The sequence below is a fragment of the Dysgonomonas sp. Shenzhen-Wh21 genome (assembly GCF_043392705.1).
In the GTDB taxonomy this organism is placed as follows: Bacteria; Bacteroidota; Bacteroidia; order Bacteroidales; family Dysgonomonadaceae; genus Dysgonomonas.
In genome coordinates, this window is record NZ_JAIXHZ010000030.1 from 1 (window position 1) to 15917 (window position 15917).

General features: G+C 37.9%; 19 protein-coding genes. 14 read left to right on the top strand and 5 right to left on the bottom strand.

Translation table 11 applies throughout. From position 1 onward, the window contains the following. Window positions 1–80: 80 nt before the first annotated feature. The gene (locus tag LDB17_RS01130; protein WP_252638467.1) at window positions 81–773 is read right to left on the bottom strand and encodes a DUF6146 family protein; all 693 of its coding nucleotides are present in this window, start codon (window positions 771–773) and stop codon (window positions 81–83) included. A gap of 115 nt (window positions 774–888) precedes the next feature. Beyond that, complete coding sequence (locus LDB17_RS01135) at window positions 889–3099, bottom strand: bifunctional (p)ppGpp synthetase/guanosine-3',5'-bis(diphosphate) 3'-pyrophosphohydrolase (RefSeq protein ID WP_252638466.1); 2211 nt, start codon at window positions 3097–3099, stop codon at window positions 889–891. A 281-nt stretch (window positions 3100–3380) separates the two neighbouring features. Here LDB17_RS01135 and LDB17_RS01140 point away from each other — a divergent pair, with 281 nt between their 5' ends. From LDB17_RS01140 to pyk, 4 genes are all read left to right on the top strand, one after another. Continuing rightward, window positions 3381–3995: a hypothetical protein gene (locus LDB17_RS01140; RefSeq protein WP_252638465.1), complete on the top strand. Its 615-nt coding sequence runs from the start codon at window positions 3381–3383 to the stop codon at window positions 3993–3995. A 74-nt stretch (window positions 3996–4069) separates the two neighbouring features. Then, on the top strand, window positions 4070–5332 hold the full coding sequence (locus LDB17_RS01145) for a PLP-dependent transferase (protein WP_252638464.1): 1263 nt from the start codon (window positions 4070–4072) through the stop codon (window positions 5330–5332). 105 nt (window positions 5333–5437) lie between these two features. Then, window positions 5438–5866, top strand: coding sequence for a type II 3-dehydroquinate dehydratase (gene aroQ / locus LDB17_RS01150; protein WP_135107067.1), 429 nt, complete (start codon window positions 5438–5440; stop codon window positions 5864–5866). 52 nt (window positions 5867–5918) lie between these two features. Beyond that, window positions 5919–7385: a pyruvate kinase gene (pyk, locus tag LDB17_RS01155; protein ID WP_252638463.1), complete on the top strand. Its 1467-nt coding sequence runs from the start codon at window positions 5919–5921 to the stop codon at window positions 7383–7385. A gap of 55 nt (window positions 7386–7440) precedes the next feature. Here pyk and LDB17_RS01160 read toward each other — a convergent pair whose 3' ends face one another. Continuing rightward, window positions 7441–7794, bottom strand: coding sequence for a cupin domain-containing protein (locus tag LDB17_RS01160; protein ID WP_006841992.1), 354 nt, complete (start codon window positions 7792–7794; stop codon window positions 7441–7443). A gap of 125 nt (window positions 7795–7919) precedes the next feature. Between LDB17_RS01160 and LDB17_RS01165 the strand changes: the two genes are divergently transcribed. The 4 genes from LDB17_RS01165 (at window position 7920) to LDB17_RS01180 (ending at window position 10465) form a co-directional block, all read left to right on the top strand. Beyond that, window positions 7920–8120, top strand: a complete 201-nt coding sequence (locus LDB17_RS01165; protein WP_135107076.1) for a bacteriocin immunity protein — start codon at window positions 7920–7922, stop codon at window positions 8118–8120. Between the two features lie 3 nt (window positions 8121–8123). Then, window positions 8124–8768 (top strand): O-methyltransferase, encoded by a 645-nt coding sequence (locus LDB17_RS01170; RefSeq protein ID WP_252638462.1) that lies wholly within the window; start codon window positions 8124–8126, stop codon window positions 8766–8768. 117 nt (window positions 8769–8885) lie between these two features. After that, window positions 8886–9242 (top strand): 30S ribosome-binding factor RbfA, encoded by a 357-nt coding sequence (gene rbfA / locus LDB17_RS01175; protein ID WP_252638461.1) that lies wholly within the window; start codon window positions 8886–8888, stop codon window positions 9240–9242. Window positions 9243–9244: 2 nt separating this feature from the next. Continuing rightward, window positions 9245–10465, top strand: coding sequence for an FtsX-like permease family protein (locus tag LDB17_RS01180; protein ID WP_252638460.1), 1221 nt, complete (start codon window positions 9245–9247; stop codon window positions 10463–10465). On the opposite strand, the gene LDB17_RS01185 is transcribed toward LDB17_RS01180, so the two are convergent. Next, a complete protein-coding gene (locus tag LDB17_RS01185) occupies window positions 10460–10945 on the bottom strand; it encodes a GNAT family N-acetyltransferase (protein ID WP_252638459.1) in 486 nt (161 codons plus the stop codon). The genes LDB17_RS01180 and LDB17_RS01185 overlap by 6 nt on opposite strands. Before the next feature lie 21 nt (window positions 10946–10966). Continuing rightward, window positions 10967–11383: a hypothetical protein gene (locus LDB17_RS01190; protein WP_252638458.1), complete on the bottom strand. Its 417-nt coding sequence runs from the start codon at window positions 11381–11383 to the stop codon at window positions 10967–10969. 124 nt (window positions 11384–11507) lie between these two features. On the opposite strand from LDB17_RS01190, the gene LDB17_RS01195 reads away from it, so the two are divergent. The 6 genes from LDB17_RS01195 to LDB17_RS01220 all read left to right on the top strand — a co-directional run. Then, complete coding sequence (locus LDB17_RS01195; RefSeq protein WP_252638457.1) at window positions 11508–11870, top strand: MmcQ/YjbR family DNA-binding protein; 363 nt, start codon at window positions 11508–11510, stop codon at window positions 11868–11870. Between the two features lie 15 nt (window positions 11871–11885). Next, entirely contained in the window at window positions 11886–12491 is a 606-nt protein-coding gene (gene yihA / locus LDB17_RS01200; protein ID WP_135107088.1) for a ribosome biogenesis GTP-binding protein YihA/YsxC, read from the top strand. 75 nt (window positions 12492–12566) lie between these two features. After that, window positions 12567–13208 (top strand): carbohydrate-binding family 9-like protein, encoded by a 642-nt coding sequence (locus LDB17_RS01205; protein ID WP_252638456.1) that lies wholly within the window; start codon window positions 12567–12569, stop codon window positions 13206–13208. A gap of 158 nt (window positions 13209–13366) precedes the next feature. Next, a complete protein-coding gene (locus LDB17_RS01210; RefSeq protein WP_135107091.1) occupies window positions 13367–14014 on the top strand; it encodes a DUF47 domain-containing protein in 648 nt (215 codons plus the stop codon). A 10-nt stretch (window positions 14015–14024) separates the two neighbouring features. Beyond that, window positions 14025–15074: an inorganic phosphate transporter gene (locus LDB17_RS01215; RefSeq protein ID WP_252638455.1), complete on the top strand. Its 1050-nt coding sequence runs from the start codon at window positions 14025–14027 to the stop codon at window positions 15072–15074. 185 nt (window positions 15075–15259) lie between these two features. Continuing rightward, a partial coding sequence (locus tag LDB17_RS01220) for a S1 RNA-binding domain-containing protein (protein ID WP_393924840.1) occupies window positions 15260–15917 on the top strand: 658 nt, incomplete at its 3' end.

Consider the following 15917-nt stretch of genomic DNA (forward strand, 5'->3'; position numbering starts at 1 on the left):
GCATATTACAAGGTCGAAAAAGAGTTTGTGTTGGTATGTATTGAGAAGAAAAGCTAAAGAACGAAACCATTCAAAGATTATTATAAAACGATAGTTTGCGAATCATTCAATATAGCAATCCGATGCTCTTTTTCCATAAACTTAAAAAACATATACAGACGATATTCAAATTCTAACCCATAATATCTATTTGCTTCATAATCAATTTTCACTTCATAGATATCGGGGTTGTAGTGCAGCGGTTGACTATAACGATAATTCCATTCGTTTACCATCATTGCATTTTGCACCTTTAACGAAGATGCAGAATAGAATTCTTTGGGCTTTTGCATAAGCAAGAAAGTTTCATAACCGGGATCAAGGACTGTTATTTCGCAAAGATCATCTAAATCAATCGGCTCATTACCTTTTGTCGTAATAAGAATAATACCATTAAAACGGTTAGAACATATCAGTGGAGGATTTTCCTTAAAGACTTCTATAGACTTTATTTCATCTAAACTAAGAGTATTTAAGCTATCTGACTCCATAACTATTCCATCCACAATAAAAAGAGGTGGAATAGAGTTTTTAATAGTAGGCATGTCTATTATAATCCGAAAGCCTCGCTCGAATGATATATTTAAAGGATCTAGTATAGCAGGGTAATTAGAAGACGATACTACTGAAAGTGATTTCATTCTATAATCTATTTTTATATCAGGCAAAGCCATCCCTTGTCCAAAACACAAACAAGGAATAATAAATAATAAAACAACTATTATTTTTTTCATAGCCACTCCAATTCAGATTACCTTCTTCAAATATAGCTAATTACAATAAATAAAAGACAAAAGTAGCATGAATAAAATCCATGCTACTCTATATTTTCAGATGAAGTATGTCAATTCACGCAAGGCGACTCACTTCCTTCACACCTTTCACCGTTTTCAGTTTTTTTATCAGCCCATTGAGCATATCTGTATTATTCAGTGTCACCGACATATTACCCTGAAACAGTCCATCATTCGAGTCGATGCTGATAGAACGCATGTTTATACCCTGTTCTTTGGCTATAATAGAGGTCAAGTTGTTAATAATACCGATATCATCATTCCCTATTATCCTCAGCGTAACAGTATAGGTAGAGCCCGATTTGCCCGACCACTTCGCCGGAATCACACGATAAGCGAAACGCGAAAACATATCATGGGCATTGGGACAATTTACTCGATGTATCTTTATTCCCTGTGAGGATACAAAGCCAAATATCTCGTCACCATATATTGGATTACAGCATTTTGCCAACTTATAATCCACCCCTGTCAGATTTTGATCTATAATTAACTCTTCTTTGCTCGAAGAATCTTTCTTTGTTTCGGGAGTATATACAACGTAATTCTCGGCACTTATAGCCTCATGCTTATCATGCTGTTCTGTTTCTTTTTTCTCTAGGTCAAGATATTGATCTATAACAGAATTGACATCAAGACTTTCTTCTGCTATCTTAATATAGAAGTCGGTGATTGTCTTGAAACCAAGCTTTTTGATCAAACGCATCATTATCGACTCGTTGATTTCTATCTTCCTGTTCTTTACCCGACGCTTGAGTTGTTCCTTAGCAATCTCCACCTGCTTGTTCGCTTCTTCTTTGAGGCTTTGACGTATTTTGTTCTTCGCTTTCGACGTAGTTACAAAATTGAGCCAGTCTTGTTTTGGCGACTGATTGGGCGAAGTTAGGATCTCTATTTGGTCTCCGTTCGACAATTTATGGCGGATAGAAACATTACGTCCATTCACTTTACCCGAAACACAGGTAGAACCAATCCGAGAGTGTATAGAAAATGCAAAATCAAGCACTGTTGCCCCGTTCGGCAGTTTATGCAAGTCTCCCTTTGGCGTAAATACATAAATCTCGTCATCGTAAAGGTCGAGCTTAAAGTTTTCTAATTTCTCACCCGAGTCAAGACTTTTATTTTCGAGCATCTCACGCAGTCCGGTCAACCAGTCATCCATCTTCGACTGACTTTTCACACCTTTATACTTCCAGTGTGCTGCCAATCCACGCTCAGCAATCTCATCCATACGACGGGTACGTATCTGTACCTCTACCCAACGGGATTCATGCCCCATAACCGTGGTATGCAACGACTCGTAACCATTGCTTTTAGGAATAGAAAGCCAATCTTTCAGCCTCTTTGGATTCGGTGTATAAAGATCGGTTACAATCGAATACGTCTGCCAACACTCAGGTTTTTCTTTATCTAAAGGGGAGTTTAAGACTATGCGAATAGCAAACAAGTCATAAATCGACTCAAAATCTATCTTTTGCTTTTTCAGCTTATTATTAATAGATGAGATAGACTTCACACGCCCCTTTATATCATATTTCAGCCCGGTCTCTTTCAGTCTGGCATCTATTGGTGCTATAAATTCGGCAATGTATTTATCACGTGAGGCTTTACTTTCACTTATTTTTTCTACAATATAGTCATAAGACTCTCTATCGGTATATTTCAGATAAAGGTCTTCGAACTCCGTTTTTATATTATACAGTCCCAGCTTGTGTGCCAGTGGAGTATAAAGAAACGAAACTTCTACAGCCAATTGCAATCGATGTTGTTCGCCATACTTTTCGGCATTTCGGATACGATGGAGCCGGCTCGCTATTTTTATAAGAATTACCCGCATATCCTCGGCGAGTGTTATCAACAGCTTTATGTAATTGTCCGAAGCCATAGCCGACTCGTTCATTTCCAAAGCATTGATCTTCATCAACCCCGACACAATATTTGCTATATCTTTACCAAATACAGTAGATACCTCTTCCAGCGATATCGACTTATGCATTACAGGACGATAGACAAGTAAGGCCAGAATTGCAGCACTTTTCAGCCCAAGCTCTTCCATAAGAATAATAGATGAACTCACTGTAAGGTCTGTAATACTACCAATCTTCTCATCTTTAGCATAGACACCATCAGCCAATGCCTTCTTTATGACTTTCCTTATTTTCTCAAATTCATCAGGAGTGAGATTAGAATCCAACCCCTTCATCAATCTTTTGAATTTGGAATAAGTCAGGCCTTTATCGTTACATGTGGGGAAATTGTCATTCATTTTCTCTACAAAATATGAGTATATATAATTAAATTGACAAAGACAGGAAAAGATAAATCATATTAATCTCGTATCCGTTTGTAAAATTAACGCTTTTTTGAAAGTGACACGTCTTTTTTATAACAGATGTTTTAATTTTTTCATATTTAGAAACTTTATGCTTTTAGCAGACGTTTTAATGATCAAAGCATTTTAACTTTGCTTATGTTAAATAAACAACCTTGTTTCTCTAGAATAGAAACGGTATAGATTTCAAAAAAAACAATTTATATAAAGCTAAGATGAAGGCAAACGATTACGCTAAACTCGAGAAAGATTATGACTTCAAAAGGCATTACTTCAATAACACATTCTGGTGGAAAACACTACTGATGGTACCACCTATATGTTTCTTGTTTGTCGGACTTGTAGGAATAATATACTTGTTCAATAGTGACATGCTCGTATCGTGGTATATTATCCCTTATCTTTTTTTGTTCACTGTTGGCACTATTTGGCTAAAAGCACTGAAAAGACACATATTGAAAGTTGCAATCACTACAGAAGGGGCTTTTCATATTTGTCTTGCCGCACCATTGGGAGACAAAGGTGACTACACTTATGCCGCATTTGCAAACAATACACGCCGACATGATAAATACTATATCACAAATCTGGCAAAAGAAATATCTCTTCACGACCTCTTGGCTAAACATGAAGTGTCTTTCAAAAAAGAAGCTATTCTTATACATGAAGAAGAAAGTGACAGTGATATATATGTAAAAGCCTATCCTAAAAAAGAAATAAACAAACGGAATGCAGGATGGAGCTTAAGTGAGGGTTATTTCCCTGTGTTATATATAAACGACAAAAATGTTCCGATAATAAGAAGAAAAGATTTAGTGAGGAAATCATAATTCAATTTCATCTTAACAGGATTTTCACAAGTCTTTTATACCTTTGACAATCAAAATATCAAAGAACGTAATTCATGGTTGAAAAAGACTCCAAAAACAAGAAATTTTCCACCCGCATTATCAGTGAAAATTTTTTCAAAAAAGATGTGCATGGTGCAATATCTATGCCTATTTACCGCAACGCTGCTTTCGAGTTTGCCGACTCTGAAAGTATAGCCGCTGCTTTTCAGTACAAAGAAGAGATCCCATCACACACATATACACGCATAACGAACCCGTCTGTAGAAAATCTGGAACGAAAGATTAAAACAGCATCGGGAGCAGAGAACGTAATGATGGTAGCATCAGGAATGGCCTCAATTTCAAACACCTTCCTTACCATTGCTTATGCCGGAAGTAACATTGTAACATCACCTCACTTATTTGGCAATACATTTTCACTATTTAAATTTACCCTTGCGGCATTCGGTGTTGAGGTGCGCTTTGTAAACACCGACAACCTGGAAGAGATAGCATCAGCTATTGACGAAAATACATGTGCCTTCTTTTGCGAATTAATCACTAACCCGCATTTAGAGATCGCCAATCTCCCCGAGATATCAAAGATATTGAGAGCTAGAAATGTACCTATGATCGTTGATAGCACTATTATTCCTTGGTGTGGCTTCGATGCCAGAAAAGCAGGTGTAGATATTGAGGTAGTTTCTACAACAAAATATATATCAGGTGGAGCTACGAGTATTGGAGGAGCAATCCTCGATTACGGTACGTTCGATTGGACGCACAACAAGCGTTTAGCTAATGTAGCAAAAACAGTAGGCGTATCTCAGTTCTCATTTAAGTTGAAACGTGAGATAGCCCGCAACATAGGGGCTGCAATGGACCCAGATACAGCCTACCAACAATCGCTAGGCATGGAAACGCTGGAATTACGTTTCGAAAAAATGTCTGAAACAGCATATGAATTGGCGCAATTGCTTTCACAATTGCCGGATGTTGTCAAAGTAGGTTATCCAAAATTAGCCAGCTCTGCATATAAAAACATATCGGATTCTCTGTTTGTTGGTAATCCGGGTGCTATGCTGACATTCAGCCTGAAAGACAAAAAAGCTTGTTACGACTTCATGGATAAACTTTGCATTATCCGCAGAGCAACAAACTTATTCGACAATAAAACATTAATTATACACCCGGACTCAACCATCTACGGCACATTCACACCCGAGATGAAGGAGATAATGGGTATAGAAAGTAATCTTATGCGCCTCTCTGTAGGCCTCGAAGATCCGGATGACCTTAAAGCTGACATATTGCAAGCTTTAGGTAAACAAAACTAATCTTGATTTTTAATTGTTATAAGATTATATCATTCAAAGAAAAAGTAGTACTTTTGTGCTCTGATTATTCGAAACGCAAATAATTGGGGCTAAATAGCTGATATAATGAAGATATTGATACTAAATGGACCAAATTTGAACCTGTTGGGAAAACGTGAACCGGAAGTTTACGGAAACATTTCTTTCGAAAATTATTTTACCCAATTGCAACAAAACTATCCAGATTGCGAATTATCTTATTTTCAGTCCAATCACGAAGGAGCTATTATAGATAAAATACATGAAACCGGATTTACATACGATGGCATTGTGCTCAATGCGGGAGCATATACGCATACTTCCATTGCCATACATGATGCCATAAAGGCTGTAACAACTCCGGTAGTTGAGGTGCATATCTCAAACATTCATACCCGTGAGAATTTCCGACACAAATCAATGATCGCTGCAGCCTGCAAAGGTTCTGTCGTTGGGTTAGGTCTGTTATCATACGAATTTGCTATCGACTATTTTCTGAAAGCAAAGAAAATATAAGATTGCAAGTGCAAATCTTTTAAAGAACTATATATTAAATAAAATTCCATTTATGACTCAGAAAAAAACGAAAATTGTAGCTACAATTTCAGACATGCGTTGTGATGTTGATTTTATTCGTGCATTATATAACGAAGGGATCAATGTTGTAAGGATGAACTCTGCCCACATGACAGAAGAAGGGTTTATCAAAGTAATGACTAATGTACGTGCCGTATCTTCACACATTGGTATTATGATGGATACTAAAGGACCGGAAATACGTACAACAGCTACAGCTTCAGGAGAAAAAATAGTTGTTAAAACCGGAGACAAAATCAAAGTTATCGGTGATATCAACTTCCTATCTACTCCCGAGCAAGTTTCACTTTCATATCCAAGCATTATAGAAGACGTGCCGGTAGGCAGCACACTATTGATTGACGACGGAGAAACTGCACTAAAAGTAATCGATAAAACTGCAGAATATCTACTTTGCGAAGTACAAAACGATGGTACAATCGGTAGCCGCAAGAGCGTTAATATCCCTGGAGTAAAAGTAAACCTTCCTTCGATCACAGCAAAAGACAGAAGAAGCATTGAAATCGCTATCAAAAACAAAGCTGACTTCATCGCTCACTCTTTCGTAAGACATAAACAAGACGTGTTGGACGTACAAAAGATTTTGGACGAATACAACAGCCCAATCAAAATCATCGCTAAGATTGAAAACCAAGAAGGCGTTGACAATATCGACGAAATATACGAAACAGCTTATGGCGTGATGGTAGCTCGTGGAGACCTTGGTATTGAAGTTCCACAAGAAAAAATACCTGGAATCCAACGTTTGCTTATCCGTAAAGCCGTAGAATATAAAAAACCGGTTATCGTGGCAACTCAAATGTTGCACACAATGATCGAAAATCCACGTCCTACTCGTGCAGAGGTTACAGATATTGCAAATGCAGTATATTATGGAACAGACGCAGTGATGCTTAGTGGAGAAACTGCTTATGGTAAATATCCGATCGAGGCTGTTCGCGCTATGGCTCAGATTGCTGCTGCTGCCGAACAATCTAAATTAGAAGAAAAAGCAATGCCGGTTCCTTTCAAAGATAGAGAATATGGAAGAACATCATTCCTAGCTAAGCAAGCTGTTAAATCTTGTAACCAACTTGGAGTGAAAGCGATTGTTACAGACAGTATGACCGGACGTACAGCACGTACTCTTGCCGCATTCCGCAGCAAATGTCCTGTATATGCATTCTGCAACAAGGAAGAAGTTGCTCGCTGGTTATCTTTGAGTTACGGTGTAGATCCTCACTTCCAAGAAGATGCCGGTCTTACTAAAAATCACAAAGAATATTTCGTTAGAGCATTAAACCAACTTCAATTAGACGGAGTATTAAGCTCGGGTGACTATGTTACTTATTTGAGTGGAACTTTCTCTGATGGTAAAGGTGGAACATCTTTCCTTGAAATCGAAAAAGTTGGTGCTGTAATGGAACAAGGTGAGAAATTCTTCGTTCCTGTAGACTAATTGAGGATATAATTCTGAATGAAAGATAAAAGGGTGCAATCGCACCCTTTCTTTTTTATTCACAATCTGTTCGGTCATTCGTTGAATCATTGTCAGGCTGAGAGACAAGAAGGAAATCGATAGGCTCTGAAGTCTCATTGGCAATATAATGCTTCACCATAGGCTCTATCAAGATACCTTGCTGCTCGTTAACAACTTCACGTTCGCCTTCAACGTAAAATATTGCCGTTCCTTTTGTCACAAAGAAGAATTGCCTTGCAAGAGAGTGGTAATGTAAAGTTTCTCTTGTATTTGCAGGCATGGTTTCAATTTTTACAGATAAAGAATCCCTACTCATCAGGATCCAACTGCTACATTTGTCTCCCCAAAAATAATGGGGCGCTGAATTTTTATCGACTGCTCTTCCCATGATAATTAAATTTAGATGTAACAATATGCTAAATATAAAAAATAAATTACATAAGAATGCTTTTTTAAGCAACAATTTATAAATAAATATCTTAGTTTTGCAGAATACACCGATATCTGCAGGCTATGACCAGAAAAGAATTGATACAATTAGTAGAACAAATTCTGGATGTAGAGAAGTACACAGAAGATCAATTGAATGAGATGTTAGAGTTATTACACAGAAATGTGCCCCACCCTGCAATATCTGATTTGATCTACTATGAAAATTTATCTTCGGAAGAAATTGTAGACAAAGCGTTAAATTATAAACCGATTCAGTTATAAACCATGTCATTGGAAAAGGACGAAGCTATAGAAAGCTATATTCTTTCTCGTATCGATCAAGAAAGCGAGCTACTCAAACAATTAAACAGGGACGCTCACGTAAATTTATTAAAACCAAGAATGCTATCGGGACATCTGCAAGGACGTATGCTCAAAATGTTTTGCAGAATGATGAATCCTAAATATATTCTCGAAATAGGAACTTATACGGCATACGCAACCCTATGTTTGACGGAAGGAGCCGACAATGATGCTGAAATACATACCATAGAAGTAAACGACGAACTCGAGGACTTCATTTTAAAGCACCTGCACAAATCGAAACTTAAAGATAAGATACATCTTCATATAGGAGATGCAATGGAAATAATCCCTCAGATAGACCGCACCTTCGATCTCGTATTCATTGATGCAAACAAACGCCATTACATTGAATATTATAATCTCATATTCGACAAGGTACGCCCCGGTGGACTTATCATTGCCGATAACACATTGTGGGACGGGCATGTACTGGAAACTCCAAAACCATCGGACAAACAAACAATCGGGATACAACAATTCAATGACATGATAGCGAAGGACGACAGAGTAGAAAAAGTTATTCTGCCGATTCGCGACGGGTTGACATTGATATGGAAAAAATAAGACTCAAATCTCCACAGACTTGAATGTACGGATAGATATATTAAAGTTGCTAACGATTTAAATAGCTTGCTACTTGTAACTATTTTGTATTACCTTTGTAAGCTAAAATAATTAAGGATGGATACGACCAGACAACAAAAGATAAACAGGCTCATCCAGAAAGAGCTGAGTGAGATTTTCAGAAAACAAACCCAACAGATGAAAGGTGTACTTGTAACAGTGAGCACTGTACGTGTAACACCCGATCTTGGACTAGCAAAAATATACCTGAGTATTTTCCCTTCCGAGAAAGGAAATGAATTGCTTGATAATATAAAAACCAATGTAAAAAGCATTCGTTTCGACTTGGGACAAAAAGTAGGTAAACAACTACGTGTAATTCCCGAACTGGCTTTTTATTTGGACGACTCGCTCGATTATCTGGAAAATATAGACAGGCTTCTGAATAAGGATAATAACGAAGTAAAAGAATAAGCTTGAATCTTGCGCTGCACATAGCCCGCCGTTATCTTTTCGCAAAGAAATCGCATAATGCTATCAACATCATATCGATGATCTCGGTATGTGGAATAACTGTTGCCACAATGGCGCTGGTATGTGCTTTATCGGTTTTTAATGGGTTTACGGACGTAGTAGCAAACACTTTCAGCGCTTTCGACCCCGAACTACAAATTACTCCGGCCAAAGGGAAAGTATTTGACCCGACAAGTAAGAAGATAGAAGAAATCAAAGCTTTACCCGAAATAGAATTCACATCCGAATCATTGGAAGACAATGCTCTGATTAAATTCGCAGACCGACAAGAGCCGATTATACTAAAAGGTGTATCAGCCAATTTCATCAATCTCGCCAACGTAAACAATCTGATTATAGATGGAAAGTTTTCGTTACGCGAAGGCGATATCGAAAATGGAGTTATAGGTGCAGGCATGGCCATGTTTCTTGGCGTAAGAGCCGGATTTCTCGATCCGGTAGAGCTATATGCTCCCAAGCGAAACGAACGCATCAATCTGGCAAATCCGGCAACAGCATTTACCCAGTCAGAAGTATTCGTATCGGGGGTATTTGCACTCAATCAGCAGAAGTATGACGACCAGATGTTCATTGTGTCAATAGACTTGGCACGCGAACTCTTCCACTACGACAAAGAAATATCATCCCTTGACATAAAAGTAAAAGACGGCTATAATGTAGACAAGGTACACAATAAAATAAAGTCTATACTTGGCAAAGATGAACTATTGGTAAAGAACAGATTCGAACAACAGGCTGATCTTTATCGGATGGTAAACGTTGAAAAATGGGTTACATTTCTCATTTTATGCATCATCCTTATAATAGCAGTATTCAATGTTATAGGCTCACTTACGATGCTGATTATAGAGAAAGACGAGGATGTCAGGATATTAAAAAGCCTCGGAGCAAACAATACATTAATCACACGGATATTTCTCTTCGAGGGCTGGCTAATCACATTTGTAGGAGCCGTTGTAGGTGTAACTCTCGGACTCACGCTTTGTCTGCTACAACAATACTTCGGTTTATTAAAATTAGGCAATACTCCCGGCGCCTTTGTTATAGATGCATACCCTGTATCGGTACAAGCTTTGGATATTGTACTGATATTTGTTACAGTGAGTATCATTGGATTCCTCGCTGTAATCTACCCTGTAAATAATCTAAGGAAAAGGCTATAAGATCAGTTGCCAGAATTCGACATCAATCAGTTTTCCGAATTTGACTCCCGACTCCCTGAAATTGCCGACCAACTCAAAGTTAAATTTTCGATGAAGCTTTCGGCTTGGATCATTGGGCAATGATATTACACCAATCAGTGAATGTATGTTTATATTTCGGGCTCTGTTTATCAGTTCCTGATATAAAATACTGCCCACTCCGCTTCCTATGGCATTGCGATCAAGATATACGCTTGTTTCTAGCGTTATATCGTAAGCTACACGCTCACGCCAACTGTTGAGATAAGCATAACCAATTATTTGCCCATCTTTCTCGTATACAAAATAAGGAAACCCCTTTGCCTGCACCTTGCCTATCCGCTTCCGGATATCTTCGTCAGTAACAAGATCATACTCAAAGGTCACGACTGTTTCCTCAATATAATAATTATAGATGGCTGCTATCTGCGCAGCATCAGCGGGCGTTACATCTCTTATCATTCGATATAAAATAAATAATCTTTACTCTCCGGTATAAGGGGGAATTTCTTGTCCTTGACTTGGCACAGCAGGACTAGCAGCCACAATACTGTCTACAATAAACTTCGTATATCCCCGCCAAGGTAAAGCCCCGTAATATTCTTTGTAGTGGAGCTTCACATTCTGTCCACTGAGTGACATCAGTTTTATAGCCAACTCTTTATCTTCTATCGAAAATTGGAATTCATTGGATTGCAAACCTTGCTGTCCGGGACGAAATCCGGATTGAATCAACTCTCCTTCGTAGGTTTTGAATATAATCCCTTTATGCTTCACATTGTTGAGCATACCGGCTTTTACCCCCGAATCACTATAAGGCACATAATAGCGGATATACAGGAAGGTAAAAAGACCTGCTATAAGGACTGCTAAAATTATAAGAACAACTCTTTTTGCCATAATATTATAAGATGTAAGATGGAACAAAAATTGTAGATGTTTTATTCTGAAAACAAAGATATTCATATTTTTAAACTATTTTTGTTCTACAGTTTAAAACATAACAGTAAAAACCGAATATTCTATGAATATAGAAGAACTCAGAGAATACTGTATATCTGTAAAGGGCGCATCGGAAAGCTTTCCTTTCGATGAATCTACTTTAGTCTTTAAAGTCATGGGAAAAATGTTCGCATACACAGGCTTAGACCCCAAAGATGGATTTTTCAAAGTAAATCTGAAATGTGACCCCGAAAGATCGGCTGAACTACGAACAAGATATGAAGGAGTAACACACGGCACTCATACGCGAGGCCTCTTATGGAATGCCGTCTATCTTGCGAGTGATGTACCCGATAAACTGATAAAAGAATTAATAGATCATTCTGTCGAAGAAGTAATAAAGAAACTACCGAAGAATAAACAAGCAGAATATCGAAGTTTGTAAAAGAAATATAAAGCAATGATAATAAAAGACGCTCAATTTGTAATAAGCAATACCGATTATAGAAAATGTCCTCAAGACGGTAAGCCCGAATATGCATTTATCGGACGCTCCAATGTAGGCAAATCATCTCTGATAAATATGCTTACCAACCGCAAAGGATTGGCTATGACATCGTCCAAGCCGGGAAAAACACAGCTCATCAACCACTTCATTATCAACGACGAGTGGTATCTGGTCGATTTACCGGGATATGGATATGCGCAACGAGGAAAAGACGGCAGAGAACAGATTCGTAAAATAATAGACAACTATATACTTAAGAGAACTGAGCTAACCTGTCTTTTTCTATTATTAGATTGCAGACACGAACCTCAGAAAATAGACCTTGACTTCATCAATTGGCTGGGCGAAGAAGGAGTACCCTTTGTGATTGTATTCACCAAAACAGACAAAATAAGCAAAGGACGACTAAAAGACAACTCCGAAATATATATAAACAAATTACATGAAACATGGGAGGAAATCCCGACAATATTTTATACTTCTTCCGAGCAGAGAGCAGGAGGCGATGAGATATTGGATTATATAGACAACATAAATAAAAGCTTGAAAGGGAAATAAAATTTGTCCTAAACCCTGAAAAGGGCAGAATACGAATCAACTCAATTCCATAAACTAATCATAAAAAGTCAAGATATGTTATCTGTACCTTTAATAAATATAGCAGATATAAACAGAGCCGATTTGGTTCTAGAAAAGATGCAAAATATACAAAAGAATAACATCTCTAATGTCAATTGGCCGGAGCTATATCCATCCAAGCCTGAAGTTGCATTCAAGATAGCGCATGACGGCAGTCATATCTTTTTACAATTCTTTGTTGAAGAAAATGAGATTCTTGCAAAAACAGCAGAAGATAATGGGCATGTATGGACCGATTCGTGCGTAGAATTTTTCATTTCTTTTGATGGATTATATTATTACAATACAGAATTTTCTTGCATCGGAAAAGCATTGATGGGTTACCGTAAGGAAAAGAAAGACTCACGGCATGCAAGCCAAACAATATTGGACTCCATTAAACGATACCCGAGTCTTGGCATAGAACCCTTTGATAAAAAACAGGGGAATTTCAAATGGAACTTACTGCTCGTTATTCCCGTTACGGCATATTGGATGTCTGACCTAAAATCTCTAAATGGAACAAAAGCCCATGCAAATTTCTATAAATGTGGAGATAATCTGACTATTCCTCATTTTTTATCATGGAATCCTATCCACACAGAGAAGCCAAACTTCCATGTTCCACAATTTTTCGGAGAACTTAATTTCGAATAAAACTATAGGATAGTACTATACCTAAACAGCAAGAATAGAGGAGAATACTCATTATTACTTTTTTGTTAAAAAAATGTTACGACCGATTTTTTTTTCTATCTTTGCGGGACAAAAGCAGTTGGTACTGTTTTTCTTGATGAATATATTTTTAATCTTTTATGAAAAATAACTTATTCGATAGGTTTAAACCTAAAGAAAACAAATTCTTCCCTCTTTTGAGCGGAATGGCAGAAGTAATAGTCACCGCATCGGATCTCATCATTGAATGTGTTCAAGTAACTAACCACAACGAAGCTGTAGAGTATTACAAAAAAATTAAAGACCAGGAAAGAAAAGCCGATACCATCCAAAATCAAATCTTCGAAGAGCTCAACCAAACATTTATTACCCCTTTTGACCGGGAAGATATAAACCATCTTTCGTCAACAATGGATGATGTTATTGATCTTATCAATAGTTGTGCTAAGCGTATCATGCTTTACAGCCCGAAGGTAATGCCCGAGAGTGCTGTACGACTCGCTATGTTTGTAAGAGAATCTTCCGGCTTCCTAATTCAGGCAATCGGAGAACTTGATGTCTTGAAAAAAAGTACATCCCGAATAAAAGAATACTGCGAGCAACTGGGTGTGATTGAAAAAAAGGCCGACGATGTGTACGAACATTTTCTTATCGACCTGTTTGAGAATGAAAAAGATGCCATTGAGGTTATTAAACTAAAAGATATTCTCCACGAGCTCGAACGTGCTACCGATGCAGCAGAATCAGTAGGGAAAATTATCAAAACAATGATCGTTAAGTATTCATAATAAGAAAGAAATGACATTATTAATAATAATCATTATTTTAGCGATCATATTTGATTTCATAAATGGCTTTCACGACGCTGCCAACTCAATAGCAACCGTCGTATCTACGAAAGTTCTTACACCGACCCAAGCTGTAATTTGGGCTGCCTTTTTCAACTTCGTAGCTTATTTTATAGCAAAATATATTATCGGTGGATTTGGTATTGCAGACACTGTATCCAAAACCGTGGATATGGAATTTATAATTCAAAGCTTTGGCAACCCATCTCTGGTTATCATAGCCGGACTGATAGCTGCTATTTCTTGGAACCTTATTACATGGTGGTTAGGAATCCCTTCATCTTCTTCGCATACTCTTATCGGAGGATTTGCAGGAGCCGGTATCGCCGCTTCAGGTTTTCAAGCTGTGCATTCAGGCGTTATTGGTATTATTGCGCTGTTCATTGTAGTAGCACCTCTGATTGGTATGGTTTCGGGTAACATCATCACGCTGATCACCCTCCACTTCGTAAAAAAGATAAAACCGGGCAAAGCCGACCGTTGGTTCAAGAATCTACAGCTCATCTCATCCGCAGGCCTTAGTATAGGACATGGATTGAACGACTCACAAAAAGTAATGGGTATCATTGCAGCAGCATTGATTTCATATACAGCAACTACGCCCGACGTTCACCCTTGGTTATATATGAACGACATGAACGATATGCACGACTGGGTGCCACTCGCATGTTTTACTGCGATTGCAATAGGTACAGTTTGCGGAGGATGGAAAATCATGAAAACGATGGGGAACCGTATTACAAAAATCACCCCAATCGAAGGGTTCTGTGCTCAGACAGCAGGCTCTATAACCTTATATATATCCGAAATGCTGCACGTGCCGGTAAGTACAACCCACGTAATCACAGGTAGTATAATAGGTGTAGGCTCGGTAAAACGTCTTTCAGCTGTTCGCTGGGGAGTAACCAAAGATTTATTGATAGCATGGATACTGACTATTCCGGTTAGTGCCGTGATGGCTATTGTATTCTATCACATTCTGGGACTGATCGTTCAATAAGAACACTCTCTATAAAATAAAAGCGGATGGTTAAAGTTAACTATCCGCTTTCTTCATTTAAATTTTTCTATAAAAGCATTGCTTTATACATTGAAAAACAATATCTTTGCACCGCTTTTCGAAGCAAGAATGTTTAACTTTTTAATGATACTGATCAGGACTGGTGCCAGATCTAATTTTGAATGATTGATAATTTAAAAAATGTACAACCGGTTGCAGATTTCGACTGGGATTCGTACGAAAAAGGAGACTCTTACACAGGTAAGAGCAAAGAAGAACTTGTAGAAACCTATGACCAATCGTTGAACAAAGTAAACGACAAAGAAGTGGTAATGGGTAAAGTAACTGCTATGAACAAACGCGAAGTTGTTGTTAATATCGGTTACAAATCAGACGGTATCGTTTCTATGAACGAGTTCCGTTATAACCCGGATCTAAAAATTGGTGACGAAGTAGAGGTATACATCGAAAGCCAAGAAGACAAAAAGGGACAACTTATCCTTTCTCACAAGAAAGCACGTGCTACACGCTCTTGGGATCGTGTTAACGAAGCTCTTGAAAAAGACGAAATCATCAAAGGTTATATTAAATGTCGCACTAAGGGCGGTATGATCGTTGATGTATTTGGTATCGAGGCGTTCTTGCCAGGATCTCAGATCGACGTGAAACCAATCCGCGACTATGATGTATTTGTAGGTAAGACTATGGAGTTCAAGGTAGTGAAAATCAACCACGAGTTCAAAAACGTTGTTGTTTCTCACAAAGCTCTTATCGAAGCTGAACTTGAACAACAGAAAAAAGATATCATCTCTAAGCTTGAAAAAGGTCAGGTACTTGAAGGTA